General features: G+C 67.1%; 20 protein-coding genes and 1 tRNA gene. 11 read left to right on the forward strand and 10 right to left on the reverse strand.

All coding sequences use genetic code 11. From position 1 onward, the window contains the following. Positions 1 to 5: 5 nt before the first annotated feature. Positions 6 to 1520 (forward strand): PLP-dependent aminotransferase family protein, encoded by a 1515-nt coding sequence (locus N440_RS17000; RefSeq protein ID WP_133935818.1) that lies wholly within the window; start codon positions 6 to 8, stop codon positions 1518 to 1520. Between the two features lie 87 nt (positions 1521 to 1607). On the opposite strand, the gene N440_RS17005 is transcribed toward N440_RS17000, so the two are convergent. From N440_RS17005 to N440_RS17015, 3 genes are all read right to left on the reverse strand, one after another. Further along, entirely contained in the window at positions 1608 to 2909 is a 1302-nt protein-coding gene (locus N440_RS17005; protein ID WP_133935819.1) for an aminotransferase class V-fold PLP-dependent enzyme, read from the reverse strand. Then, positions 2909 to 5311 (reverse strand): TonB-dependent receptor, encoded by a 2403-nt coding sequence (locus tag N440_RS17010; protein WP_133935820.1) that lies wholly within the window; start codon positions 5309 to 5311, stop codon positions 2909 to 2911. Before N440_RS17010 ends, N440_RS17005 begins: the two co-directional genes overlap by 1 nt. Positions 5312 to 5499: 188 nt before the next feature. Next, positions 5500 to 5907 carry a hypothetical protein gene (locus N440_RS17015; RefSeq protein ID WP_133935821.1) on the reverse strand — a complete coding sequence of 136 codons (408 nt, stop codon included), beginning with the start codon at positions 5905 to 5907 and terminating at the stop codon, positions 5500 to 5502. 187 nt (positions 5908 to 6094) lie between these two features. On the opposite strand from N440_RS17015, the gene N440_RS17020 reads away from it, so the two are divergent. Genes N440_RS17020 through N440_RS17030 form a run of 3 tightly spaced genes read left to right on the forward strand, consistent with a single transcriptional unit; the run spans position 6095 to position 8778 of the window. After that, a complete protein-coding gene (locus N440_RS17020; RefSeq protein WP_133935822.1) occupies positions 6095 to 6922 on the forward strand; it encodes an AraC family transcriptional regulator in 828 nt (275 codons plus the stop codon). Between the two features lie 13 nt (positions 6923 to 6935). Beyond that, positions 6936 to 8048, forward strand: coding sequence for an alpha/beta fold hydrolase (locus N440_RS17025; protein ID WP_133935823.1), 1113 nt, complete (start codon positions 6936 to 6938; stop codon positions 8046 to 8048). Positions 8049 to 8106: 58 nt separating this feature from the next. Continuing rightward, positions 8107 to 8778 carry a VOC family protein gene (locus N440_RS17030; RefSeq protein WP_133935824.1) on the forward strand — a complete coding sequence of 224 codons (672 nt, stop codon included), beginning with the start codon at positions 8107 to 8109 and terminating at the stop codon, positions 8776 to 8778. Positions 8779 to 8799: 21 nt separating this feature from the next. On the opposite strand, the gene N440_RS17035 is transcribed toward N440_RS17030, so the two are convergent. Beyond that, the gene (locus N440_RS17035) at positions 8800 to 10650 is read right to left on the reverse strand and encodes a M3 family metallopeptidase (RefSeq protein ID WP_133935825.1); all 1851 of its coding nucleotides are present in this window, start codon (positions 10648 to 10650) and stop codon (positions 8800 to 8802) included. Between the two features lie 77 nt (positions 10651 to 10727). Further along, complete coding sequence (locus tag N440_RS17040) at positions 10728 to 11234, reverse strand: hypothetical protein (protein ID WP_133935826.1); 507 nt, start codon at positions 11232 to 11234, stop codon at positions 10728 to 10730. Between the two features lie 81 nt (positions 11235 to 11315). Here N440_RS17040 and N440_RS17045 point away from each other — a divergent pair, with 81 nt between their 5' ends. Together N440_RS17045 and N440_RS20385 are read left to right on the forward strand one after the other, a co-directional pair. Beyond that, positions 11316 to 11942 (forward strand): YiiX/YebB-like N1pC/P60 family cysteine hydrolase, encoded by a 627-nt coding sequence (locus tag N440_RS17045; RefSeq protein ID WP_133935827.1) that lies wholly within the window; start codon positions 11316 to 11318, stop codon positions 11940 to 11942. Positions 11943 to 12011: 69 nt separating this feature from the next. Then, entirely contained in the window at positions 12012 to 12233 is a 222-nt protein-coding gene (locus tag N440_RS20385) for a hypothetical protein (protein ID WP_166671570.1), read from the forward strand. Positions 12234 to 12439: 206 nt separating this feature from the next. Here N440_RS20385 and N440_RS17050 read toward each other — a convergent pair whose 3' ends face one another. Together N440_RS17050 and ubiA are read right to left on the reverse strand one after the other, a co-directional pair. Next, the gene (locus N440_RS17050) at positions 12440 to 13864 is read right to left on the reverse strand and encodes a TIGR00366 family protein (protein WP_180869447.1); all 1425 of its coding nucleotides are present in this window, start codon (positions 13862 to 13864) and stop codon (positions 12440 to 12442) included. A 168-nt stretch (positions 13865 to 14032) separates the two neighbouring features. Continuing rightward, complete coding sequence (gene ubiA / locus N440_RS17055) at positions 14033 to 14926, reverse strand: 4-hydroxybenzoate octaprenyltransferase (protein ID WP_133935828.1); 894 nt, start codon at positions 14924 to 14926, stop codon at positions 14033 to 14035. A gap of 149 nt (positions 14927 to 15075) precedes the next feature. Between ubiA and N440_RS17060 the strand changes: the two genes are divergently transcribed. The 3 genes from N440_RS17060 to N440_RS17070 all read left to right on the forward strand — a co-directional run bounded on the left by N440_RS17060 (position 15076) and on the right by N440_RS17070 (position 16413). Further along, positions 15076 to 15152, forward strand: a tRNA-Arg gene (locus N440_RS17060). 146 nt (positions 15153 to 15298) lie between these two features. Next, on the forward strand, positions 15299 to 16003 hold the full coding sequence (locus N440_RS17065; RefSeq protein ID WP_133935829.1) for a DUF433 domain-containing protein: 705 nt from the start codon (positions 15299 to 15301) through the stop codon (positions 16001 to 16003). Further along, the gene (locus tag N440_RS17070; protein WP_133935830.1) at positions 16000 to 16413 is read left to right on the forward strand and encodes a DUF5615 family PIN-like protein; all 414 of its coding nucleotides are present in this window, start codon (positions 16000 to 16002) and stop codon (positions 16411 to 16413) included. The genes N440_RS17065 and N440_RS17070 overlap by 4 nt, the downstream gene beginning before the upstream one ends. 60 nt (positions 16414 to 16473) lie before the next feature. Here N440_RS17070 and N440_RS17075 read toward each other — a convergent pair whose 3' ends face one another. The 3 genes from N440_RS17075 to N440_RS17085 all read right to left on the reverse strand — a co-directional run bounded on the left by N440_RS17075 (position 16474) and on the right by N440_RS17085 (position 24351). Next, positions 16474 to 17829, reverse strand: coding sequence for a Gfo/Idh/MocA family oxidoreductase (locus N440_RS17075; RefSeq protein ID WP_133935831.1), 1356 nt, complete (start codon positions 17827 to 17829; stop codon positions 16474 to 16476). Between the two features lie 65 nt (positions 17830 to 17894). Further along, positions 17895 to 20870 (reverse strand): TonB-dependent receptor, encoded by a 2976-nt coding sequence (locus N440_RS17080; protein WP_133935832.1) that lies wholly within the window; start codon positions 20868 to 20870, stop codon positions 17895 to 17897. A 121-nt stretch (positions 20871 to 20991) separates the two neighbouring features. Then, a complete protein-coding gene (locus N440_RS17085; protein WP_133935833.1) occupies positions 20992 to 24351 on the reverse strand; it encodes a TIM-barrel domain-containing protein in 3360 nt (1119 codons plus the stop codon). 322 nt (positions 24352 to 24673) lie between these two features. On the opposite strand from N440_RS17085, the gene N440_RS17090 reads away from it, so the two are divergent. Together N440_RS17090 and N440_RS17095 are read left to right on the forward strand one after the other, a co-directional pair. Next, positions 24674 to 25828, forward strand: coding sequence for an SIS domain-containing protein (locus N440_RS17090; protein ID WP_133935834.1), 1155 nt, complete (start codon positions 24674 to 24676; stop codon positions 25826 to 25828). Beyond that, positions 25821 to 26759, forward strand: a complete 939-nt coding sequence (locus N440_RS17095) for an ROK family protein (RefSeq protein WP_133935835.1) — start codon at positions 25821 to 25823, stop codon at positions 26757 to 26759. Before N440_RS17090 ends, N440_RS17095 begins: the two co-directional genes overlap by 8 nt. Positions 26760 to 26772 lie beyond the last annotated feature (13 nt).

Here is a 26772-nt window from a genome sequence, read left to right on the forward strand (position 1 = left end):
GCGCAATGACTTCACCGAGGCTGGCCGGCGCGACCGCCGTAAACAACAACGGCGGTCACCTGTCCGAACCGACCGATGGTTATGGACAGGCTCCCGCCGTTGGAAGCAACGATACGCCCCGACATGCTCCCTACATGCCGCGACCGGATGTCGCAGCGCGCGAGTGGGTGCAGGACGTGCTCGCGCACAGTGGGCCGATCTACCTGCGCATCGTCAATTCACTGGAACGCTCGGTGCGTCGCGGCGGCCTTGCACCAGGACAACGGCTGCCTTCGCAGCGCGCGCTGGCGCTGCAGCTCGGCGTCGACCTGACCACGGTGACCCGTGCTTTCGATGAAGCACGCAAGCGCGGCCTGATCGAGGCGCGGGGTCCGCAGGGCAGTTTCATCGCACCGCCCAAGGCCGGCTTCGAGCAGGTGGTGGACCTGAGCATGAACGTGCCACCGGTGCCCGATGCCGATGCACTGGCCGAAACACTGCGCCGTGGCGCCGCCGCCGTACTTGCGCGCAGCAACGCGCCGAACCTGATGACCTACCACCTGGGCGGCGGCAACCCGACCGATCGCCATGCCGCGGCGCGCTGGCTGCGGCCAATGCTGGGCATCGTGGACGACGGCTGCCTGCTGCTGACCGAAGGCGCACAGGTCGCGCTGGCGGCGATCCTGGTCAGCCAGAGCCGCGATGGCGATGCAATCCTGTGCGACACGCTGGTCTACCCGGGGTTGCTGCAGGCAGCGGCCGCACTGGGCCGGCGCCTGCTGCCGGTGGCCAGCGATGAACACGGCATGTGTCCCGAGGCACTGACCCGGCAGGCACGCGAAAGCGGCGCGCGGCTGGTCTATCTCAATCCCACCTGCCAGAACCCGACGGCGCTGACCCTGCCGCTGCAGCGGCGCCAAGCGTTGGCGCGCGTGCTGGAACGCGAAGGCCTGCTGGCGATCGAAGACGATCCGTACTGGCACCTCGCCGAGGACGCGCCGACACCACTGGCAACCCTGGCCCCGCGCCACGTGTTCTACGTGGCCACACTGTCGAAGGTGATCAGCCCCGGCCTGCGAACCGCGTTCGTGCAATGCCCGGATGCGGCGCATGCGGAGTCGATGACGGCCGCGCTGCGGGCGACCCGCTTGATGGGTCATCCGCTGGTGTCGGCGCTGGCCAGCCAGTTGCTGCTGGATGGCTCGGCGCAATCGTTGCTGGCACAGGTGCGCAGCGAGGCGCGCGAGCGCATGCGCATGGCGCGCTATCTGCTGGCACCGTCGCTGCTGCAGCGCGCCGAGGGCCTGCATGCCTGGTGCCGGGTGCCAGCGCCGTGGACCGATGCCACCTTGGTGCGCACCGCGCAGCTGCAGGGGCTGGCGATTGCGCCCTCATCGGCGTTCTGCCCGTCCGGGGTGCTGCATCAGAACGGCGTGCGGCTGTCACTGGGGCTGGCGGCGGACCGCCGGCAACTGGAAAGTGCGCTGCGGCGGATTGACCGTTTGTTGTTGTCCGATGCGTTGCCGGCGATCGAGCGGTAGGCCTGGTAGTGCCGGCCGCTGGCCGGCGGAAGATTCGCCGGCACGGTTGGAATGTGCCAACCAAGGTTGGCACCCACCAGAGCAGGGTCAGGCCAGGGCGGAGAGCGCCTTCACCAATGCATCCATCTGCTCCGGCCGGGTGAATACCGACGGCGTCACCCGTACGCAGGCGCCGGAATCGAGGCCGTCACGGTGCGTGGTGAACACCCGGTGCTCATTCAGCAGGCGCTTCTGCAGCGCGATGTTGTCGGCCGTGCTGGTGCGCCCGCGCAGACGGAAGCTGGCCAGCGCACTGGCCAGCGCCGGGTCCGGCGAGGACAGCACTTCGATATGTGCCATCTGCCGTGCCGGCACTGTCCAGCGCTCGCGCAGGTAGCGCAGGCGCGCCTGCTTGTTGGCCGCACCGATGCGCTGGTGCAATGCGATCGCTTCCGGCAGTGCCAGGTAGGCAGCGAAGTTGACCGTGCCGGTGTGCACCCGGCTGCCCACGCGGCTGTCGTCGGTCTCGCCCATGTATGGATCCAGATCCGCCACGCGGCCCTTGCGCACGTACATCGCGCCAACGCCGACCGGCGCACCGATCCATTTGTGCAGGTTGATGCCAACGAAATCGGCCTTCAGCTGCGGCACCGCGTAGTCGATCTGGCCGAACCCGTGCGCGGCATCGACGATCACATCGATGCCGCGCGCCCGCGCACGCTGGGCGATCTCCGCCACCGGCAGCACCAGCCCGTGGCGATGGCTGACCTGGGTCAGCAGCACCAGCTTCAGCCGCGGCAGGCGCGCGAACGCGGCCTCGTAGGCCTGCAGGATCTGCGCGTGGTCCGGCACTGCCGGCAGTGCGATGCGCTCCACCTGCACGCCGCGACGCTGCTGCAGCCAGCGCATCGCGCCGATCATGCTGTCGTAGTCGATGTCGGCGTACAGCACCTGGTCGCCGGGCTGCAGGCGGTTGTAGCCGCCGATCAGGGCCAGCATGGCCTCGGTGGCACCACGGGTCAGCGCGATCTCGTCGGCCGCCACGCCCAGCAGTTCGGCCACCTGCCGCTGCACCGCCATGTAGTGCGCCGGGAACTCACGGCGGCCATACCACGCGTTGCCACGGTTCACCTCGGCGGTGTGGCGCTGGTAGCTGGCCAGCGTCTCGCGCCCCATCGCACCCCAGTAGCCGTTCTCCAGGTGGTTCACTTCGTCGGTGATGTCGAAGTGGCTGGCCACCGCGGACCAGTAGGTTTCATCGTGGGCCAGCTTTTCCGGTGCCACGGTCTTCGCAGGAATCTCCATCGGCCCAGCGTAGCGCGCGGCCGCTTGGGCAGGCAGTGAAGGCAGCACGGCGGCGGCCGGCAGCAACGTGGCGGCGCGCAGCAGGGAACGGCGGGTACGGTCCATCAGAAGCTCAACCGGTACTGCGCGTACAGGTTGGCACCATCGGTGTCGTACGGCGCGTTGCGCGAGTAGACCAGGCCACGGCTGGCCTGGAAGGTGGCCTCATCCGGGTAGCGGTCGAACACGTTGTCGGCGCCCACGCGCAGGCTGTGGTGCTCGTTGATGCGATAGCCCACGGCCAGGTCGAGGAAGCTCATCGCGCCGAAACGCTGGTAGATGTCGCCCACTGCGTTGCCGCTGGAGTCGGTCCAGGCGCCGTAGTAGCGCATGCGCGCCATCAGCGACCACGCGCCGATGTCCCAGCTGCCGGTCAGGCTGCCCTTGTGCTCGGGCAGGCGGTCTTCGAACAGCACGCGCTGGGTCTCGTTGGTGGCCACCGAGGTGCTGCCGTTGTCCACGCGGGTGCGGTTGTAGTTGTAGGCCAGGGTCAGCGTCATGCGGCCCGCGCCGAGGTCGCGCAGGTAGTTGCCGACCACGTCCACGCCGGTGGTGGTGGTATCGAAGTCGTTGGTGAAATAGTTCACCGAGGTATAGCCCAGCGGGTTGGGCGTGCCGGCCGGAATGGCGAAGCTGGCCGACTGGCTGAAGCGGTCGGTGAGCTTGATCTGGTACACATCCACCGAGCCGGACAGGCCCAGGTCGGTGCGCCAGGTCAGGCCCAGCGACGCGGTACGCGATTCCTCCGGCTTCAACGGCTGGGCACCGAGCAGCTGGGCCAGCGGATCATTCGGCGACAGGCGGCCGCTGGTGAAGATCTGCAGCGTGCGCGTGTCCAGGCCCTGCGTGGTGCTGGTGGTGTTGAGCTGCGCCGGGGTCGGTGCACGGAAGCCGGTGGACACGGTACCGCGCAAGGCCACGTCCGGGGTGATCGCAAAGCGCGCCGAGAGCTTGCCGTCCAGCGTACTGCCGAAGCTGGAGAAGTCTTCATAACGACTGGCCGCGCCGATGCTCCAGCGCTCGCCCAGCGGCACCTCCATATCCACATAGGCCGCCTTGCTGCGCTGGCTCCACTGTCCGGCCTGACTGGCCGAGAAGCCCGGCGCGCCGTTGGAATTGGCTTCCAGGCCCGCGGCCGCGCCCGGACCCACCGCATACGAGGCGGGGTCACCGGCACGCACCTGGTAGGTCTCCTGGCGGAACTCGCCACCGAAGGCGACGTTGATCGGCTTGGCCAGCGCGGCCACGTCCCACTCGTAGTTGAAGTCGGCGTTGGCGTTCTTCTCGGTCTGGGTCAGGCGGCCGAGATCGAACGCGGTCGGGCTGGCCGGGCCGAGCGAGGCATTGATCGAGTTCTTCAGGCTGTAGTCGATGGCGTTGCGACCGTACGAGGCACTCACATCCCAACGCAGCTTGGGCGTGATCTCGCCGCGCAGGCCACCCACCAGCTGCAGGTCGTTCTGCGTGTTGCCGTACCGCGGGCTGAAGCCCACCGGATAGATCGAACGCAGGTTCCAGCCGGGGAAGATCGTGGTCGTGCGGTAGGCGCCGGTGGTGGTATCGGGGTTGCGCCAGTTGAAATCGCTGACGCCATCGCTGTGGCTGTACAGGCCGAAGGCATAGAGCTCCAGCGTGTCGCTGGCGTTGCCCTTCACGTTGAAGCCGACGCGACGACTTTCAAGGTCCGGCTGGCCCCAGCGCTGCACAGGATTGGGTACATCCAGGTCCGGATGTGCGGCCTGGAACGCGATGGCATCCGGGCGCTGGCGGGTGCGCGAGGTGGCATCGGAGTTGGACGATTCGGCGAACAGCACCAGGCTGCCGTAGTCACCCAGCGACCAGCCGGTGCGCGCGCTGAAGTCGCGCGAGGCACCGTCACCCTGCGCATACTGCGAATAGCCGGCGGTGATCTCGGTGCCGGGGCCATCCTCGAGAATGATGTTGATGACGCCGGCGATGGCATCCGAGCCGTACTGCGCCGAGGCACCATCGCGCAGCACTTCGATTCGCTTGATTGCACTGGTCGGAATCTGCGCCAGATCGGCCGCCTGCGCACCACGGTTGCCCAGCAACGCGCTGCGATGGAAGCGGCGGCCGTTGACCAGCACCAGCGTCTGGTCCGGCGACAGACCACGCAGGGTGGCCGGGCGCACGAACACCTGGCCGTCGGCCATCGGCAGGCGCTGCACGACGAACGACGGCACCAGTTGGGCCAGCACGTCCTTCAGGTCGGTGGATTCAACCGACTTGATGTCTTCCTTGGTGAACACATCCACCGGCGCCAGCGTTTCGAACTGGGTGCGGTTGGAGGCGCGGGTGCCGGTGACCAGCATCGCATCGAGCTGGGTGGGCGCCGCGCGGCTGCCCGCCGTGGCATCGACCGCATCGGCCTCCGCTGCGATCGCGCCTCCTGCGCTGGCCATGGAAAGGGCAAGGAGGATGGAACGCGAAAGCTTCGAACGATGCACGGCAGGGCTCCGGAAAGGCACGACAGGGCCAGCACCTGCGCAGGCACGACAGGGCTGGACAAGGCGCGCAGTCTCGGCGCGATCTGTGAAGGAGCCATGACGTGAGTACGACAGCTTGATGCGCCAACCCAGGTTGGCCCCTGCCACACCCCATCACCGCCCGACGCCCCATCCCCGCGTATAGGGGGCTAGCCGTTGCCGTTGCTGTCGTTGCCAAAGCCGAAACGGGTGGGCCGCGCCGTTCGCAGCGGAACGAACATCAGGGCGGCGAACACCACCAGAGCGGGGGTGGACATGATCCAGATGCCGCGGTTGCGAATCCCGATGCCCATGACGTCGGCCTGCAGATCGCCGATCCACTGCAGCTGCGTCAGTATCATCACCAGCCCGCCGATGGTCGCGCACGGCAACCCACCGTGACCGGCTCCAAACAACGTCGGTGTCAGGCACCCACCCAGCAACGCGAAGCCGGCGCGGTACACCCAGGGATTGCCGCGCCACCGTGGCGCACCGAACAGCATCAGCAGCAGCAGCGCCAGGGTCAGCAGACTCGGCAGTACCCAGAGCATGAGCAGCATCTGGATCATCTCGATCATCGGCCGGGCTCCACTGGCCGGGCATCCCACGCCGTCGTTCGCATCTTCCTGCTCCTGATCTCATCCATGAAGCGCGCATTGTGGCCGGTACGCAGGAAGCGGCAAAGCCCCGGCAGCGCAAGAACTGCTAAACGAAGCGCCACGCGATCCGCTACTGTGCCTGGCATCGGCTTCGGGGAACAGCGGAATGAGCGCGGCAGGCAAGGCATTGTGGTACATCGAAACGCACGCGGATTCGCCACTGACGCTGGCCGATATCGCAGCGGCGGCCGGGCTTTCGCCATTCCATCTGTCACGCCTGTTCCAGACCCGTACTGGCACCTCGGTGGTGCGCTACCTGCGGGGGCGGCGCCTGAGCGCCGCCGCGCAGCGACTGGCCGAGGGTGCGGGTGACATCCTGCCGGTGGCACTGTCGGCGGGCTACACCACCCATGCCGCGTTCACCCGTGCCTTCTGCGAACAGTTCGGGCAGACGCCGGAGCAGGTGCGCGAGAACGGCATCGCCGGATTGGCACTGGTGCAGGCGATCCGCGTGGACGATGCGCCGGCCGCCTGCACGGAAGCCCCGCACCTGCTCGACACTCCCGCCTTCCAGGTTGCCGGCATCGGCATGCGTCACACCCGTGACAGTGGCGGTGCGATTCCCGGGCAGTGGGCGCAGCTCAACCGTGAATGGCCGGCGCCGGCGCCGATCAGCTTCGGCGTATGCTGCAACAGCGATGACGACGGCGGCTTCGACTACATCGCGGCACTGCCGGCCAGCGCGCTTTCGACTGTGCCCGCACATTGGCAACGCGTGGCGGTACCGGCGCGTCGCTATCTGGTGGCCTGGCACGGCGGGCACATCTCCAGCATCCGCTCCACGTGGTTCTGGCTGCTGGACCACTACCTTCCCCGCTCGGGTCTGAGCCTGGCCGATGCGCCGGACCTGGAACGCTACGACACCCGCTTCGATGAGCACACCGGCAATGGCGGTGTGGAAATCTGGCTGCCGGTGGACCAACGCCCTCGCTGACATGGAGTTGAAGATGCGCATGATGGCCGCTGTGCTGGGAATGATCCTGACGGGCCTGGCGACCGTCGCCGCCGCCGACGAAACCGGGTTGGCCGGCGAACGCCACGGCACCACGACGGTGGACAGCGCCGCGGTGCGCGATGTGCAGCACCGCGACGCGCTGCGCTACACGGTCTGGTATCCGGCACAGGCCGGCAGCCGCGAAACCGCGCTGACCATCGGCCCACCCGATGCACCCCTGTTCGACGTCGGACGTGCAGCGCTGGATGCACCGGTCGCAGGCAAGCGTCTGCCCACCCTGCTGCTCTCGCATGGAAATGGCGGCAGCGCGCGCATGATGGGCTGGCTGGGCACGGCGCTGGCGCGCGCCGGGTATCTGGTGATCGCGGTCGATCATCCCGGCAACAACGGCGCAGACGCGATGACCCTGCCGGGCAGCGTGCTCAGCTGGCTGCGCGCGGATGATCTGCGCGCCGCGCTGGCGGCGGTACAGGCCGATCCGGTGCTCGGCGCACACGTCGATCACAGCCGCTTGGGCGTGGTCGGGTTCTCGGCCGGTGGCTACACCGCGCTGCTGGCCGCCGGTGCACGACCCGACCTGCAACGGCTGCTGGCGTTCTGCCGTGCTCGTCCGGATGACGGCGTCTGCCGGCCGCAGCAGGAGGCCGCCACGCACACCATGGAAGCGCGCCTGGCCGCCGCGGCCTCACCTGCACTGGCCCCCTGGATCTCCCACTCTGACGACACGCGCGCCATTCCCGGCGTGCGCGCGGTGTTCCTGCTGGCGCCGGCGATCGTGCAGGCGTTCGCGCCCGGGCAGCTGTCCTCGTTGCAGCTGCCGGTGTCGATCGTGCTGGGCGACGCTGACAAGGTTGCCCCGCCGACGAGCAATGGCGAAGCTGCACAGGCATTGATTCCGGGTGCGACGTTGCTGCGCCTGGCGGATGTCGGCCACTACGATTTCCTGTCCACCTGTACGGCTGCCGGCGTGCAGCGGCTACCGGACCTGTGCACCGCTGCGACGTCAAGGGCGGGAACCCACCGGCGGACGGTGGATGCAGCGATAGGGTTCTTCGACGCTGCGCTGCGTGAGCCGCACGATAACGAACCGTTGCATCTACGGTGACGCGTGCGCAATTCCCGCAGGATTAAACTCGGCGCATGCGCTCCACGGAGGATCGATCATGCGCCTGCTCCACCTGACCCTGCCGGTGTCCAACGTGGCCACCGTCGCCGCGTACTTCCACGACGTTCTGCAGCAGCGCGTGGTCGGCAACCACGTGCACGTCGGCTGGAGCACGATCGAACTGCAGCCCGCCGCTGATCATCCGGTCGGCGGCGTGCACCTGGCCTTCAACGTGCCGGACAACCGCTTCGGCGAGGCGATGGCCTGGCTGCGCGAGCGCACCCCCTTGCAGCGCAATCCAGCGGGGCTGGACTACTTTGCTCTGGAAAGCAGCTGGCAGTCGCAGTCAGTCTATTTCACCGGCCCCGATGGCCTGATCCTGGAGCTGATCGGGCGCCGCCGCCTGCCGGCCAGCACGCGCGAAGGCGCTTTCCACGGCGGCGAGCTGACCTGCCTCAGCGAAGTCGGCCTGCCCAGCCACGATGTGGACAGCGTGCGCGAACAGGCCAGCCAGCGGTTCGGCCTGCAGCCGATCAGCCCGCCGTCGCCGCAGTTTGCGCCGATGGGCGACGACGAGGGCCTGCTGATCGTGGTGGCGGCCGATCGCCGCTGGTTCCCCGAGCAGAAGGACCTGCCCAACGCGCACGGGCTGCTGCTGCGGGTGGGCGACGTGGCCGGCGTCGGCGAACTGCACGACGACGCCCTGGGCTGGCAGGTCGTATCGGTCTGAAACGGCTTTCAGGCACGACGCTCACTCGTGTGTGCGCGTGCCCTGCCCCGCTTCGATCCCCGCGTGCAAGGCCTGCAGCTGGGCAGCCATCTGATTGAACACCTGCAGATCCGCATCGACCAGCGCCGGCCAATCCGGCGCCTGCCCCAGCAGCTGTGCCACCTGCTCGTTCGGCGCGCGATCAAAGCCTTCGCCCAGCACGGCCAGATAGCGCTGGCGGAACCGCTCCGGGTCGCGCTGGTCCTGCACGTAGAGCTGCACGGCCAACAGCCCTGCATACAGGTAGTTCACCAGATAGTTCGGGTCGTCATACATCAGGCGCTTGCCGATCCAGCTGTTGCGCAGCTGCGGATAGTGCTCCGGATCCTGGCCGAAGCGCGCCAGCACCTGGCCGGTCAGCGCATCCAGGTCATCGGCGGTACCCAGCGTGTTATCGGCCACGCCCCGGTAGATCGACTGCTCCAGCTGCGCTTCCTCGGACGAGGTGAACAGCTGCAGCACCATGTCGTCCAGCAACGACTTCAGGTAGTAGGCCTTGGCCCGCGGGTCCTGCGCCTGCTGGTACAGCTGGTCGCGGAAGCGCAGTTCGTTGTAGATGGCGAACGCCTCGGTCAGCCAGGGGCTGCCATTGCGCTGCAGCGGCGACGCATGGCCACGCTGCATCCACTCGCCATGCAGCGCGTGACCGGCTTCGTGCGCGATCTCGACATCGCTCTCCAGCTCGCCGCTGCGCACGCCGACGAACAGCATTGCCGGTGCGCCAGGTGCGCTCACCGGGAAGGCATCCAGGCTGCGGTCACCGCGCTCGGTGGCCAGGTCCATGCGCCGGTTGGCCGGATCGAGCAGCGCGCGCAGCTCGCCAACATACGCCGGGCCCAGATGCTGCATGGCATCGGCGGCGGTGTCGCGCAGCTGCGGCAGCGCCAGCACCGGCGGGGTGTATCCGGCATCGGGCACCGTGGTATCCCAGAGCTGCGGCGCATCGATGCCCGAGCGCGCGGCGTGGCGCAGCAGCATGTTCTGGTAGCCACGCCGATCGCCAGCATGATGTTCGATTGCCAGCAACGTCGCATCCACCGCCGATGTATCCAGGCCCATGCGCTGGTAGCCACGCGCCGGGGCAGAGCCATCGCCCTGCAGGCGTGCGGCGGCATCGTTCACCTGCACCAGCCCCAGCAGTACCGAGGCCATCGGCTCCCGGCGTGATTGAAGACCTTGCCAGTAGCCCTTCCAGCCCGCCTCGCGCAACGCGCGATCCGGATGCCGGGCCAGGGCCTGCTTGTCGTGCCCGGTATCCCAGTGCCGTCCATCGCGCTCGATCTGCGGGTATTCGGCGCTGCGCAGGATCTGCCCGCGCAGGCGCGCGAAGCTGTCCAGCGCCGGATCCGCCAGGGCGTCCACCGCCTCATCCAGCGCGGCATCGGCCGGGACGGCGGCTTCCTTCAGTGCACGCGCGCGCAGGAACGCATACGGTGCTGTCCACTCGGCGTCAACGGGCGCCTCACGCAGTGCAGCGCGAGCAGTTCGGGCGATGCGGCTGCACAGCCCCATCACCTGGTCCAGCGCCTGTGCCGGTCGGTGGTCGCGCGCGTTGCGGGCGGCCTGCAGGTGCAAGTAGGCATGATGGCGCAGGCACTGTGCCTGCATGGCCTCGGCCTGCTGGAAACGTTGCGCGGGCGCAAGGCCGGCCGCGTGCTGCAGGGCCTCCAGCTGCTTTTCCAGCGCATCACGCGCGCGCTGCTCGGCCGCCGCATCGGCGAAGTAGGCACGATCGTCGGCCTGCAGCGATTCCGCCCGGATACCGGCAACAGGGGCCATCGCCAGCGCGGCAGCCATGGCGGCGGTGATAGTGCGCATCCTGCGAGCCTGCATCGGCGTCTCCCTGCCTGGACCAGGCCTTGAGCCTAGCAGCCGCTGCCGCCCCGCGCCTGTGCCGGATCAGGCGTCCTTCAGATCGACTCGTCCTCGCGCTTGACCAGCGTCCAGCACGGCGCCTGCGCGAAGGTGTAGGTCTGCTGGTCGCTGCTGTCCGGCGTGCGGATCTGCACCTGGCGCTGCCCATCGGCCAGCACACTGACCTGCATTTCGCGCCCCTGCCCTGCCAGCGCGGCGGGATCAGGCATCACCGGCCACTCGACGTCGGCCAGTGCCAGGCGGCTTTCGACCTTGCGCGGTTCCGGCTCGGCCTCGGCATCGATGTAGCTGTCCAGCAGCGGATCGGCGGTGGCCTTTTCCTGCAGCGCGATCTCGTTGCCGAAGTGCTTCAGGAACGCATCGAACTGCGGATAAGGGCATTCAGCACTGGCCGGCGTCGACTGAACCGCTGCGGCCGTGGATGTCGGCGCGGGCGCGGCCGGTGCGGTTTCCGTGGGCGTTGGCGGCGGCTCGGGCGTGCAGGCAACCAGGGCCACGCCACAGGCCAACGTCAGCACTGCGGCAGAACGGTATCGACGCATGGGCTCATCCTGAATCCGGTTGGGTCGCCCCATGCTACCGCGCCCCCTACACTTCCCGTATTCCGCCCGTCCGAGAATTCCATGCATCGCTTACTGCTCCTGATCGGCCTGCTGCTGCCCGCCCTGTGGCCGGCCGTGGCAATGGCCGTCGATGTCCGCGAAGGCGACCTGCTGTTCGTGACCGCCGGCCGCAGCGGCCTCAGCGCGGCCATCGACGATGCCACCGGCAAGCAGGGCGCGCCCAGCTTCGATCACGTCGCGCTGGTCGCTTCCGCGCCGAAAGGGTGGGAGGTACTGCACGCCGACGAGAAGGGATCGCGCCGGCAGTCGCTGTCCGCGTTCCGCCAGGACGCGCGTGCCAAGCATCGGCAGATCGTGGTCTATCGACTGCGTGCGCCGCAGCAGGCGACCGTCAAGGATGCGGTCGCCACCGCACGCACCATGCTCGGCAAGCCGTACAACACGTCATACGTGTTGAACGAGGACAGCTACTACTGCTCGGACTTCATCGAGCGCGCCTTCCGCGCACACCATGTGTTCGCGCTGCAGCCGATGAACTTCCGCAATCCGCAGACCGGGCAGATCGCCCAGCACTGGGTCGACCTGTACCACGGCATGGGCATGGAGGTTCCGCAGGATCAGCCCGGCACCAACCCCAACGACATGTCGGCCGCGCCGGTGCTGCAGCGTATCGGCGTGCTGGAATAAGCGAAGCCCCGCACGAGGCGGGGCTTCACCGGTCACGCCGCGTACCGCGCGTGGTCATTCTTCTTCGTCGTGGCCGCCCTGCTGCTGGTTGCGCTCTTTGCGCTGCTGATCCTGTTGCTGCTGTTGCTGCTGCTGGTCACGACGGCCCTGCTGCTGATCCTGCTGATCCTGCTGGTTCTGCTGACCCGGCTGCTTCTGGTTCGGGTTCTGGTTCTGCTGTGCCATGTCCGTTCTCCGAAAGCCACGCGCGAAATGCGGTGGACGGGGCCATCGTCTGCAGCGATTGGTTAATCACGCGTGCGTGGGCGGCTACATCTGTGTGTACGCGCGTGAATGAACACGCCAAGGCCCTTGCAGCACAAGCCCATGAAGGATTCATGCGGGTTCGGCATGTGCTCATGCCAGCGTCGGGGCAACGCGCATTCATGGCTGCCGCGGCCGGAAACGCGCGCTGAACGTGGCGGGTGTGCCCTGCTGCAGGGACACCCGCGCTGGATTCAAGGCATCACCGGCGGCACATACGCCAGGGTCATGCCCAGCAGCCACAGCAGGCCCAGCACCAGCGGGATATGCACCAGCAGCTGGATGAAGGTGAAGCCCACGATATCGCGCGCTTTCAGGCCCAGCACGCCCAGCAGCGGCAGCATCCAGAACGGGTTGATCAGGTTCGGCAGCGCTTCGGCCGCGTTGTAGACCTGCACCGCCCAGCCCAGGTGCGCCTTCAGTTCGTTGGCGGCCTGCATCACGTACGGCGCCTCGATGATCCACTTGCCGCCACCGGACGGCACGAAGAAGCCCAGCACCGCCGAGTAGACGCCCATCACCAGCGCGAACGAATCGGTACTGGCCACGTGCACGAACAGGCTCGACAACCGGTGCGCCAACGTCTGCCCATCGCCACCGGCAGCGTGGGTGAGGATCATCGCGATGCCACCGTACAGCGGGAACTGGATCAGCACGCCGGTGGTGCTCGGTACCGCCTTGGCCACGGCGTTGAGGAAGCTGCGCGGCCGCCAGTGCAGCAGCAGGCCCAGAGAAATGAACAGGAAGTTGTAGGTATTGAGGTTGGCGATGGCGGTGACCACCGGCTTGTTGGCGAACTCGTTGAACAGCCAGCCGAACGCCAGCAGCGAGAGCAGCACGGTCAGCAGCGGGCTATACTCCAGCCATTCGCCCGGGCGCGTGCGTCGCTGCAGCGGCTCCGGCTCGGCCTGCGCGGCGCCAGGGAACTCCTCGGCAGTGCGGGCGCTGCCGGCGGCGGGTGCGGTCAGCCAGGCAATCAGCAGCGAGACCAGGATCAGTACCGCGGTCAGCGCGATCGACTGCCACAGGAAGATGGTTTCGGTGAACGGCAATACGCCGGTGATCTCCACCAGCCCCGGCGGCATGCTGGCCGGGTTGGCCTGCAGCTGCGCGGCCGACGAACTCAACCCCATCGCCCACACCGCACCCAGGCCGAGATAGGCCGACGCACCGGCCGCGCGGTAGTCCATGCGCAGCTCGGTACGGCGCGCCAGCGCCCGCACCAGCAGGCCGCCGAACACCAGTGAGAAACCCCAGCTGAGCAGCGAGGCCAGCATGCTGACCAGGCCCACGTACACCACCGCACCGCGGCCGGTGCGTGGCACCCGGGCGAGGAAGTCGATGAAGCGCGCGACCACCGGTGCAGTGGCCACGGCATAGCCACCGATGACCACGAAGGCCATCTGCATGGTGAAGGGAATCAGGCTCCAGAAGCCGTCACCGAAGGCGCTGGCGGTAGCCTGGGGGGTCGAGCCGAAGCCCATCGCGGCCAGCGCGACGATGACCACGCCCAGCACCGCGAACACATACGCATCGGGGAACCACTTTTCCGCCCAGGCGGCCGAGCGCAATGCTGCGCGCGCCATCCAGCCGTCCTGTACTGCTGCCGTCGAAGCCATCATCCACCCTCCCAGGTTCGATCGCTCGATTCTGGGCGGTGGGGTGCAGGCTGTCAGCCACCTATTGGTCGTAGGTGGCGGAGGCTGGTAGTGCCGGCCGCTGGCCGGCAACCTCGGGATCGCACACGTGCACAGCCGGCCAGCGGCCGGCGCTACCTCACCCAGGGGTCAGCGCAGGGCCAGATCGACTGCGATGCCGGCAAACAGCGCGGCACCGACCCAGTTGTTGTGCAGGAACGCCTTGAAGCACGGGCCGCGTTCGCGGTTGCGGCAGATCCAGAACTCGTACACCACCAGCGCGGTGGCCACGGCCACGCCGGCCAGGTAGTACCCGCCCAGCCCGCCGCGCACGCCGACCAGCGCCATGGTGGCCAGGAACAGCGCATACAGCACGCCCTGGATGACCAGGTCGAGATCACCGAACAGGATCGCGGTGGAGTGCGAACCCATCTTCAGGTCGTCCTCGCGGTCGACCATGGCGTACCAGGTGTCGTAGGCGGTGGACCACAGGATGTTGCCGGCGTACAGCAGCCAGCCCAGCATCGGCACCTCGCCCTGCACGGCAGCGAATGCCATCGGGATGCCCCAGCCGAACGACATGCCCAGGTAGACCTGCGGCAGATGGGTGTAGCGCTTCAGGTAGGGGTAGCTGGCGGCCAGGAACACGCCGATGAAGCTCAGGCCGATGGTCAGCCCGTTCAGGGTCAGCACCAGGCCGAACGCCACCAGCATCAGCACCGCGAACAACGCCAGCGCAGCGCGGCCACTGATGGCGCCGGTGGCCAGCGGACGCGCCTTGGTGCGCTCCACGTGCGGGTCGAGCCAGCGGTCGGCGTAGTCGTTGATGACGCAGCCGGCCGAGCGGGTCAACCACACGCCGGCGGTGAACACGAACAGCGTCCACAACGGCGGCAGGCCGCCGGCGGCCAGCCACAGCGCCCACCAGGTGGGCCACAGCAGCAGCAGCGTGCCGATCGGGCGATCAGCGCGCATCAGACTCCAGTAATGCCGCCAACGCGGCGTCGCCGACGACTGCGGCGAAGTGAGGGGGGTATCAGCCATGCCGATAGGATACTCCTGCCCCTCTGGCAGGGCTTTGCCCGTGGGGGGAGATTTGTTCGGCGAAACTGGATAGAATGCCGGTCCCGCACCGCTTCATGGCGCTGCGATGCCCGCCCCGGCACTGGTCGGCGGCGCGGCGGTTCTACAACGCGCCCGTAGCTCAGCCGGATAGAGTAGTGGCTTCCGAAGCCATTGGTCGGGGGTTCGAATCCCTCCGGGCGCGCCATCTTTACGTTTTTTGACAGATTTGACCCGTCTGCAAATGGCGAGGACAAGTGATGGCGTGCCATCTGTCTCAGTGAATGAGACCTGCTTGGCACAAGATGAAGAGCCGAATTCGTTGTTCCTCCTACATTGGGTAGACTCAGCCCCATGGGAATCGCCCTGCCAGCTTCGGACAGCCTTGGCCTCGGCCTGTACTCATACGCCGATGCTGCGCGCTTCATTGGTGGCAAACCGTCCGAACTCAGGCGCTGGGTCAAGGGATACGAAAGCCGTTATCACGGTAATGTCCAGGCGCACCCGCCACTGTGGTCGTCGCAGTGGGCGGGGTCGGACATTGATGGGATCGGCTTCCGCGACCTCATCGAACTCCGCTTCATACGTACGTTTGTTGCGTGTGGCGTACCACTTAATCTGATCCGGCTGACCATCACCGAACTACGGGAGAGGCTGGGCAAGGACTATCCCTTCACCAGTACAACCTTCAAGACCGATGGTCGTCGCATCTTCATGGAGCTTCTGGACGAGAGCGGCGATGAAGCGTTGGTTGACGTCGTGAAGCGACAGGACGTCATGCGCAAGGTCATCGCTCCCTCCTTGCGCGATGGAATCGAGTTGGGTATCGATGATCGCGCAGAACGATGGTTCCCCATGAGGGGATCAAGGGCGGTGGTGTTTGATCCGAAGCGAAGTTTCGGCCAGCCCATTCTCTCCGAGTCAGGCGTTCCCACGATTGCCATTGTTGAAGCGCTGCAAACCGAAGGCGGCGACGAGCGGCGGGTCGCACGCCTGTATGATCTGCCTCTTGCTGCAGTCAGGAAAGCACTGCAGTTTGAAGGCCGAGAAACGCCTTGAAGGCGCAGATCGACGAGAATCTGCCGCCTGCGCTCGCCCGGGCCATCGACGCCATTGCGCGCAGTGATGATCACGAGGTTGTTCACGTAAGAGAGTTCGTGAAGCCCGGCACTACCGACCTCGAGTTGTTCGATGCCGCAATTCATCGCGGTATCCGCGTTCACGTCACTCAGGACCATCATCAGCGCAAACCTGCCGAACGTGAGGCTATCGCACGGCTCGGTTTAACGGTTTTCGTACTGGCCAAGGGATGGAGCACGCTCAGCCACTATGATCGTGCAGCACGCCTGCTCGAGTGGTGGCCCAAAATGATGCAACAAGCGCAACTGGTTCAACCCGGCGCCATGTTCCGCGTGCCGCACGCGAGAGCATCTGGCGGACGACTGGCACAGATCAAGTCGACCCGTTAAGCCGAACAGCAACGCCGGGCAATGCCCGGCGTTGCTGTCACCGCATGAAAGGGGCAGAACTCAGTACTTCCCGTCGAACGCGAAGATCGGCTTGCGCTGCTTCCACGCGCCGGCGGTGAAGTCCGGGAACTCCAGCGTCTGGAAGCTGTTGGCGATCGACTGCTCGCTCAACGGCGTGATCGCGCTCCAGGTCACCGCGTCGTAGATGTCGATCGGCATCGGTGCCTTGGCCTTCAGGGCTTCCACGAAGGCATGGATGACAAACCAGTCCATGCCACCGTGGCCGGCGCTGGCGGCGGTGTCCGCGTTCTGCTTCCACAGCGGGTGTTCGTACTCGTCCTGGTACTTCTTGAACTCTTCCCACTGGTGCGGCGGGCTGCGGCCTTCGATATGGATCGAATGGTTGACGTCCATCCACAGGCCCTTGGTGCCCTGCACGCGGAAGCCCATCGAGTACGGGCGCGGCAACGAGGTGTCGTGCTGCAGCAGGATGGTCTCGCCATTCTCGCAGGCCAGCGTGGTGGTCACAATGTCACCCAGCTTGAACTTGACCTTGGTGCTGGGATGAGTGGTGCCGCCACTCTTGGCCACGGTGTAGTCATGCAGGCCGCGCGCCTTGGTCGCGAACGCATTGATGTGGGTGAAGCGGTTGCCGCGGTTGATGCCGGTATACATCGCACATGGGCCGATGCCGTGGCTGGGGTACAGCTCGCCGTTGCGCTCGACCGAATGCTCGGTGCGCCAGCGCGCTTCGCTCCAGCCCTTGGGGCCGAATTCCACGCCGCTGTCGTACGGCTGGTTCGGATCGCCGGAGTTGAACTTCACGCCGCGCAGGTCGTGCTGGTAGCCGGCCTGCAGGTGCACCAGTTCGCCGAACAGGCCCTGGCGCACCATCTGCAGTGCGGCCATCACGTCGCGGCGGTAGCAGACATTCTCCAGCAGCATGTACGGGGTACCGGTGCTCAGCTGGGTCTTCAGCACGTCCCAGTGGTCCTGCAGGGTGATGCCGGCCACCACTTCGCAGCCCACGGCCACGCCGGCCTGCATCGCGGCAATTGCCATCGGCGCGTGGTATTCCCACGGCGTGGCGATGATCACGCCATCGATGCCCTTCTGTTCCAGCAGGCGCTTCCAGGCGTTGGTGTCACGGTCCTGGCCATAGGTCTTCGGCGCCGGCTTGCCGGCCTTGCTGACCATGTCCACGGCGCGGCCGAGCATGATCGGCTCGATGTCGCACAGCGCGACCACCTCGACATCGTCGCGGCGCACCAGTTCCTTCAGCAGCACCAGGCCACGCATGCCGGTGCCGATCATGGCCAGGCGCACCTTGCGCCCGCGTGCCCATGCCGGGGTCTGCGGCAGCAGGCTGCTGGCGGCGACAGCGGCGCTGGCCGCGATGAATTCCCTACGCTTCATGGCAAACATCTCTCCTCTGGGCAGCGTGCCGGCCACAGCCGGCACGCCAGGTCACGCAAACGGAATTACTTGAACCGGTAGCCGATGGTCACACTGTAACCACGACCGAAGATGGTCGCGTAGTCACTGGAGTCACCCAGGAAGCTGTTCGGGTCGTAGAATGGCAGGCGGTTGAACAGGTTCTTGACGGTGAAGCTCAGGTTCCAGGCATCATCCGGGCGCCAGGTGACGCTCATGTTGGCGGTCCACCACGACGGTGCACCGTCACACTTGCTCTTCTGCAGGGCCAGGTAACCGCCGGTGCAGGTTTCCTTGTTGTTGCTCGCTTCGTCGACCTGGTCGGTGGCCCACTTGGTGCCGCCCACATAGTTGACGAACATGCTGGTGGTGACCTGCTTGTAGGTCCAGTCGGCATTGAGCGTGGCACGCAGGCGCGGGTTGTTGTAGTAGCCCACCACATCGCCGTAGTACCAGCCGTTCTCCGCATCCATGTAGAAGCGGTTGCGGTTGGCGATGGTGGCGGCCAGGCCGATGTTCAGGTTGCCCCAGTCACCCAGCGAGAAGCGGCTGCGGGCATCGATGTCGAAGCCGTCGATCAGGGTCTTGCCACGGTTCTTGTACTGGCCGACCACGCTGGCCACGTTGCCCGCCGAGTAGCCCGGCAGGTTCGCCGGGCAGCTCACGCCGCTGGCCGGATCGGCGCACATCGCCGCCAGCTGCGCCAGGTTGGCCCGGTCGCTGTCGGTGATGGGCGAACGCGACATCGAGATGATGTCTTCCATGCGGCGGTAGTCCGGCGCAACGATCTCGTTGTTGCGGTAGATGAACCAGTAGTCGGCCGACACCGACAGCCAGCTGGCCGGCTCGTAGACGAAGCCGAGGGTGGCGATCTTTGCCTTCTCCGGCTTCAGGTCCTTGTTCGGCTGGGTCATGCGCGCCACGGTACGGTTGCAATCGACGTTCAGCAGGGTCTTGCCGAGGTCGACATCGCCCGGCCGCTGCGACTTCAGCAGCAGGTTGGCGATGGCGTTGGTCTCGTTGCAGCGCAGCTCGTCGCGGAAGCCGCCCAGCTGTGCGAATACGCCGCCGTTGCCGGACTCGGCCAAGCTCGGTGCGCGGAAGCCGGTGGAGTAGGTACCACGCAGCATCAGCTGGTCGAAGGCCTGGTACTTGAAGCCGATCTTCGGTGCGATGTTGGCACTGAAGTTCGGGTACTTGTCCACGCGCACCGCCGCATCCAGCTCCAGCTTGTCGGTGATCGGCGCCACGGTCTCAGCGAACAGCGCATAGGTGTTGCGCTTGCCATCGAACCACGAGCCGCCCTGCTGGGTGATCAGGCCGTTGGCCGCATCGGCGTTGCCCGGGGTGTAGAAGGTTTCGCGGCTGGCGTTGAAGCCGAACGCTGCACGCATTTCGCCGGCCGGCAGCTGGAACAGCGGGCCTTCGATCTTGCCGTCCAGGGTATGCAGGCGGGTCCACGACTGGATGTCGAAGGTCGGGAAGGCTTCACGGATGAGTGCGGCGTTGGCTTCGCTGATCTCGCCGAACTTGTAGGCCGGATGATCGGAAATGATCACGCGGCCGGTGCCCGGATCGATCGTGTACGGGCCGAAGGCCTTCTCGAAGCCCTTGGTATTGACGTTGATGGTCTGGTAGGTGGTGGAGTGGGTACCGGCGCTGGCGAACGCGGTTTCCCAGTTCCAGTCGCCCACGTTGCCGCGCGCGCCGGCCAGCACGCGATAGCTCTTGTCGGTGTTGCGCTGGCCGAAGTAGTTGGCGCCGGCATCCTGCAGCAGGTATTGCAGGCCGACCACGCCGCCCATCATCGCCTTCATTTCCGGGCTGGCGTGGTTGTACTCGTTGTTCGGGCCCAGGAACGGATACAGGAACTGGTTGACGTTGTTGCCGGTGTTGCGCGAGAACCAGCTGGTCGGGTTGCCGGTGGTGGTGCCGTAGGTGCGCGGGGTGCCACCGTTGGCGCGCAGGTCGATGTCGGTGTACGTCGCCTCGGCGAAGATCTCGGTGCTGTCGCCCACCAGGAAGGTGCCGTTGAGGTAGGCGGTGTTGCGCTCGGACTTGGCGCCGGCATCGATCTCGTTGTTCATCCAGGTTTCCCAGACGCAACGCGGGCCGGCCGCTTCACTGGTCAGCACGTTCTTGCAGCCCGGTGCCGCCTCCTGCACGCGGCGGCCGGTGACCGGGTCAAACGCGAAGTAGCTGCCCGGGTTGAACTCGCCCGGCTTGCTGCCCACGCCCAGGCGCAGGTTGTTGAGGTAGTTCGGGTTGTTGACGTAGTACTGGTCGGGCCGCTTGTCGTAGAAGTCGCTCAGCGGAATCGCGTCGCGGCGGTACATGTTCACCGCGCCGTAGATGTTGAAGCGGTTCTCGGCCAGGTCGCCGAAGCCGGCGGTGATGCTGGCCTGGCGTTCGCCGTAGGAGTCGATGCGCGAGGAGGTGTCGTTGGTGAAGCTGACTTCGGCACCCTGGAAGTTGCGCTTGGTGATCACGTTGATCACGCCGGCCACCGCGTCGGTGCCGTACACCGCCGAGGCGCCGTCGGTCAGCACTTCCATGCGCTCGATGGCCGCGGCCGGAATCGCATCGATGTTGACGAACTGGGTCTGGAAGCCGGCCGGTGCACCGTAGTACGACAGGCGACGACCGTTCAGCAGCACCAGCGTGCCCTGTGCACCCAGCCCGCGCAGGTTGGCCTGCGAAGCACCGTCGGAACCGGTGAACAGCGAACGCGCGTCCTGCTGTGCCGGACGCGCCGCCGGCAGGTTGTCGAGCACCTGCAGCAGCGTGCGCGCACCCATGTTCTGGATGTCCTGCTTGCTGATCACCTGCACCGGCGATGCGGTTTCAACGTCGGTGCGGCGGATGTTGGAGCCGGTCACCTCGATGCGGGCCAGGTCGGTGGCCTTGTCCTTGCTCTCTTGTGCAACGGCAGGAACGGCGACCGAGAGCAGCACGCCGGCAATGGCCAGCGTCAGCGGAGCGATCGAGCGACAGGGGGGGCGGTGGTGGCGTGCGGGCAACATCGGGGTTCTCTCCTGGCAGGGTGCGGCGCAAATGGTGGATCGGCGGGCAAAACGCTCCCGGGCCACGGCCAGCAGGGCCGTAGTCGGTATGGGCGGGGGGAGGAGCGGTGTTACGAGGCGGTCATGGGGCGACGATGCTGGCGGAGTCGCCCTCCTGGCCGATCAGCACGGCGTTGGCCCAGTTGGCACAGACCTGGGCGGGTTGGCTGCCCTGCGCACCCAGCGTGCGCAGGCTCAGGGTAGAAAGGCCGCGGATGTCCAGCTCCGGCTTGACCACGCCAGGCGCCTTCACCAGGCCGCTGTCGTACAGCAGGCGGTTGTCACCCCAGACCTGGAACTGCAGGCCACCGGCAGTGCGGCACGCATCGTCGATGCCGAGGTCGGCGCGCAGCAGGTGCCAGCCGCCCTGCAGGCGCAGGTCGATGCGGCTGTTGGCGGCCACGCCGAGGCCACGGCGGAACTGCAGGCCGTTCATGCGCATGCCGGCATCGCCACGGAACGACTGGTCGGCGCGCACCTGGCTGGCCAGCGCGGCCGGCACCGGCAGCTCGGAGAGATAGCGCTGCCGGGCCGGTCGCTCCGGTTCCTGGTGCTCAAGGATGTGGAAGGTGGACAGCGCGATCGGGCCGACGTCGCGCGGCTGCAGCGCATCGAAGGCGCGGGCACTGCCCTGCGCTGCGGTGACCATCGGGTCGGTGCTGCTGGCGCCGTCGCCCTCCGGGTTCTGCACGCTCAGCACGCGGAACCGCAGCAGGCGACCGGCATGCGCCGGCAAGTCGATGCGCTGCACGCCTTCCTTCAGCTGCAGGCGGCCACGGGCAATCGGCTCGCCCCACTCGCCATTGCTGTCGCCCAGGTACACCTCGTAATCGCGCACCTGGCCGTGCTTCCAGTTCTTGTCGTTGCGCGGTGCGATGTCGATGCCATCGATCATCCTGCGCTCGCCAAAGCCGATCACCCACTCGTGTGCACCGGTGCGCACGGCCTGGTTGCGCACGCTGCGGAACCAGGTGGCGGGATCATCGTCGAAGGCGTTTTCCAGCGCATGGCCGGGCTCTTCGGCCGGGCGGTTGACCACCAGCAGGCTGTCGGCCGGCAGTTCGCGGCCGAGCACCGGCGCGGCGGGGTAGGCATCATCGGCGACGGCAGCGGCTACCGCGAAGTCCAGCTGCAGCTGCAGCGGTTGGCGGATGTCCTGCGCGGTTGTGCGCACATGCAGCGTTCCGCGGCGCTCCTGGGCGTCGAAGTACCAGCCTTCGGCCGCAGTGTTGAAGGCGGCGGCATCCGCCAGCGCCGGCAGCGCGCGACCGCCGGCCTGCACCGCACGCGGCGCCTGCCGGCTGAGTACGCGCAGGCCATAGCGACGCTGCGCCAGCTGGCCGTTGTACTGGCCCTGCACCGCATCGATCTGCACCTGCACCGGGCCACTGCCCTGCGCCGGTGCCTGCACGCGGATCACCTGCGTGCTCGACTCGCCTTGCTGGTAACGGCGGGTGTTGCCATCGTCTTCGTACAGCGTGTACTGCGAATCACCCTGCGGGTACAGGTCGAACGTCACCTCATCCAGCGGCTTTTCACCGTCGAACAGCATCGACGGGTACATCGGCAGGATCGCACCAGCACGTACGAACACCGGCAGCGTGGCCAGGTCCACCTGACGGTCCAGCTGGCGGCCGTCGGCACTGGCCTGCACGCGACGGCCATCCCAGTAGTCGATCCAGCCGCCGGCCGGCAGATGGATGTCGCGTCGCCAGCCACGGCTGGCCGCCTGGCTGCGGTATACCGGCGCCACCAGCAGGTCGCGCCCGAGCAGGAACTGGTACTTGTAGGTTTCATCCTGCGCGTGCGGATCGCGCGGGTTGTCCCACATCAGGCCACGCACCGGCGGCGCGCCGGTCTGCGCGGCCTCGTGCACCAGCCCGTACATGTACGGGGTCAGGCGCATCTTCAACTTCAGGTAATCGCGGTTGATGCTGCGATAGGGTTCGTCATACCACCACGGGTGCTTGCGTGCGTTCGACGACCAGCCGCTCATGCCCATCAGCACCGGGGTGAACGCCTTCCACTGCAGGTCGCGGGTGAAGGTTTCGGCGCTGCCGCCGAAGATCGCATCAACGTCACCGCTGGCGTAGGCCATGCCGGACAGGCCCGACCCGACCAGGGTCGGCACGTGCCAGCGGATGTAGTCCCAGCTGCTGCTCTGGTCGCCGGTCCAGGCCACTGCGTAGCGCTGGATGCCGGCCCAGCCCATCACCGTCCACAGGAACGGGCGCGAATCGGAGTTGTCGAGGATGCCGTTGAACGCCTGGCGGTTGGCGTCCATCGCGAACTGGTAGCCCTTGCCGGTCCAGGCCACGTCCAGCTTCTGCACGCGGCTGCCGGCCTTGCCCACTTCCCACGCAATCTTGTCGACGCCGTTCTCGGTCCACAGGCCGGTGCGGAAGCCGTAGCCGGCCAGGCCCTTCACCGTTTCCGGCAACTGCTTGTAACCGCAGCCATACCCATCGTTGGGCAGGATCCAGCCACCGGGCATGTCGTGCGCGCGGTACTGCTTGGCCACGCTGTCGATCACGTCGGGGGTGGTGCCGGTCGGGCCGTCGCTCCAGCCCTCGGGCACGGTACCCGGCTTCTTCGCATTGTCGCCGTCGTTGTAGCAATCGGCATCGCCATAGGACAGCGCCCAGCGCGCGACCATGTTCGGGCGGCCGGTCAGCTGGGTGTAGCGTTCGATCAGCTTCGGCAGGTCCGCGCCGACGAAATAGTAGGCGTCGAAGCGATCTTCGCGGTGCAGCAGCGTGGCCTGATCGGGCTGGCGCAGGTCGTAGCTGCCATCGCTCCAGGTGTTGCGCAGCATGCCCCAGCCGCGGCTGCTCAGCAGCATCGGTGCCGGGCTGGGGCGGTCGCCCTCTTCCCAGCCGCCGGAATAGGACACCTCCAGCTCGCGGCCCTTGAACTGGTAACGGCCGTTCTGCTGGCCGCCACCGTAATAGCCTTCATCGGCCCGCGAAGACAGCACCTGCACGCTCTGCGTGGCATCCAGGTCCAGCGGCTGCAGTTCCTGCCACAAGGCGGTGGGCTGGCCGTTGTCCAGGCGCTCCAGGCGCAGGCGCAACGGCTGCCGCTGCACATGCAGCACCAATGCATCGGTACGCACGCGGATTTCCTGCGCGTCTTCTTCCAGCTGCGCCTTTACGTTCGCCTTCGGTTGCGGCAGTACGATCGGCGCGGCCTTGTCGCCGGCGCCGGTCAGCGTGCCATTGCGGCCGGCCTGCACGCGGATGATGTCGGTCGCCGGCAGTTCGATGCGGATGCGCGCGCCCTTGTCGGTCTGCAGGTCCCAGCCCTGCACGCCGTCGCGGCCGTTGCTGGCGGCCACCGAACGCAGGTTGCCGACCGGCTCTGCCCGGGCCGGCAGGGATGCCAGCATCAGCGCCGGCAACAGGGCCAGCAGCAGCGGCGAGCGACGAACGCAGTTTTCCACGCGGACTCCCAACCCGTTCACCGGGCGTTTCGAAAGCGGTTGGGCCGACTCTAGGGCAGCGATTCGAAAGATGTCAACAAATTGAAAGGAAAAAGGAAGATATATTCCATTGAAACGAAAGTTGTTGCGTCGCAATACTTTGTGTAAGCGCTTGCAGCTGCCTGTTAAGCATTGTGCGATACGGCATCCAGCCTCTTCTTTCGTTTTCCCGCACGTCCAGCTCAAGGCAAACACGGCATCACGTTTTCTTTCTTTTTACTTTCGGTATTTGACATTTCGAAAGAAAACACAGATGGTGCGCTGGCCCAACTGGAACCTCCGAATGGACGTCACCCTGCTTTCCGATGTGTCCGCCTGGCAGCGCCTGGGCGGAGCCGATACCGCAACCGAAATCGCCCAGCAGCCTGCGCTGTGGGAAGCCCTTGCGCAGGATCTGTCGCGTGCCCGCGATCGCCTGCAGGCCTTCCTCGGCGACAGCCTCAACGATCCCCGCCAGCGCGTGCTGTTCACCGGCGCCGGCAGCTCCGGCTTCATCGCCGAGATGGTGGCCGACGCGATCAACGCGCAGTGGCCAGCCGACGTGCGCGTGGTGCATACCACCAGCCTGCTGACCCACCCGGCGCTGTACCTGCAGCGCGACCGCCCGACCCTGCTGGTCTCGTTCGGCCGCAGTGGCTCCAGCCCGGAAAGCGTGGCGGCGGTGGACCGCGTGCGCAGCGACGTGGCTGACGCGCGCTTCCTCGACATCACCTGCAACGCCGATGGCGAGCTGGCCCGCCGCGGCGCCGGCCGCGCCGACACCTGCACCCTGCTGATGCCGTCGGCCAGCTGCGACCGCGCATTCGCGATGACCAGCAGCCTGACCTGCATGCTGCTGGCCGCGCTGACCGTATTCGACCGCTCGCCGTGGGACGCGCGCATCGCGCGCCTGAAGCAGATCGCAGCGCTGGCCCGCGAAGGCCAGGCACAGTGGGATGCGCCGGTCGCCGCGCTGGCGCAGCGCTCGTTCAACCGCATCATCTACCTCGGCAGCGGCCCGCTGGAAGCGCTGGCCCGCGAGTGCGCGCTGAAGGTGCTGGAGCTGACCGCCGGCCGCGTGCTGGCGCTGGCCAACACGCCGCTGGGCTTCCGCCACGGCCCGAAATCGACGCTGGATGGCAACACGCTGGTGGTGGTACTGCGCAGCGTGCAGCCGCTGGCGCGCCGCTACGAGCAGGACCTGCTGGAAGAACTGCGTCGCGACGGCGTGGCCGGCCAGGTGCTGGCGATCGGCCCGCATTCGGATATCGGTGCCGAAGACGAATACACCCTCACCGTGCCGGCACTGGACGACCCGTGGCTGGCGCCGGTGTGGCTGGGCTTTGCGCAGCTGTTCGCGCTGCAGCGCTCGGCCGCACTCGGGCTGACCCCGGACAATCCGTTCCCGGACGGCACCGTCAACCGCGTCGTCAAGGGCGTCACCATCCACCATGGCTGAGCTGATCGCCCACGCCGGCTACGGCATCGACATCGGCGGCACCAAGATCGAGCTGGTGGCGTGCGATGCGGCGATGCAGGTCACCTGGCGCCGCCGCGTCAGCACGCCGCAGGGCGACTATGAAGGCTTCCTGCAGGCCATGCTGGGGCTGGTGGCCGATGCGGATGCTGCACTGGGCCGCAACGACGCCGCCATCGGCATCGCGCTGCCCGGCGTGCGTGATCGCCGCACCGGTCGCCAGCTCAGTGCGAACGTGCCGGCGCTGACCGGCCACAGCGTCGCCGCCGATCTGCAGGCCCGGCTGCAGCGCCCACTGCATTTCGGCAACGACCTGCAGTGCTTTGCCCTTTCCGAAGCGCACGGCGGCGCCGCCGATGGCTACCCCAGTATGTTCGGCGCCATCCTCGGCACGGGTGCGGGTGGTGGTTTCTGCCTGCACGGCCGCCTGCTGTCCGGCTTCAACGGCCTGGCCGGAGAATGGGGCCACTGGAGCGTGCCCGGCCACCTGCTGCAGCGCCATGGCCTGCCGCTGATCGACTGTGCATGCGGCCTGCAGGGCTGCGTCGAGCGTTACGTCTCCGGCAGTGGGCTGGCGATGATCGAACGCCACCTGGGTGGCAGCGCCACCGACGCCAGCGCGGTGATCGCACTCGCCGAGGCCGGCGATACGCGTGCGCGCAAGGCGCTGGACATCCACCGCGACCTGCTCGGCCACAGCCTGGCCGCGCTGGTGCTGGCACTGGACCCGCACGTGATCGTGCTTGGCGGTGGCCTCTCGCAGTACGCGCCGCTGTACCAGCAACTGCCGGCCGCCGTATCGGCGCATCTGTTCAACGGCGTGCAGGTACCCCCGATCGTGCCGCCCCGCTTCGGCGATGCCGGCGGCGCACGTGGTGCTGCCCTGCTCGCCTGCCACCCCTCGTTTTCCTGATGTCCGGAGCTTG

Origin of the sequence: Stenotrophomonas sp. CC22-02, assembly GCF_004365115.1 — a bacterium.
Taxonomy (GTDB): domain Bacteria; phylum Pseudomonadota; class Gammaproteobacteria; order Xanthomonadales; family Xanthomonadaceae; genus Stenotrophomonas; species Stenotrophomonas forensis.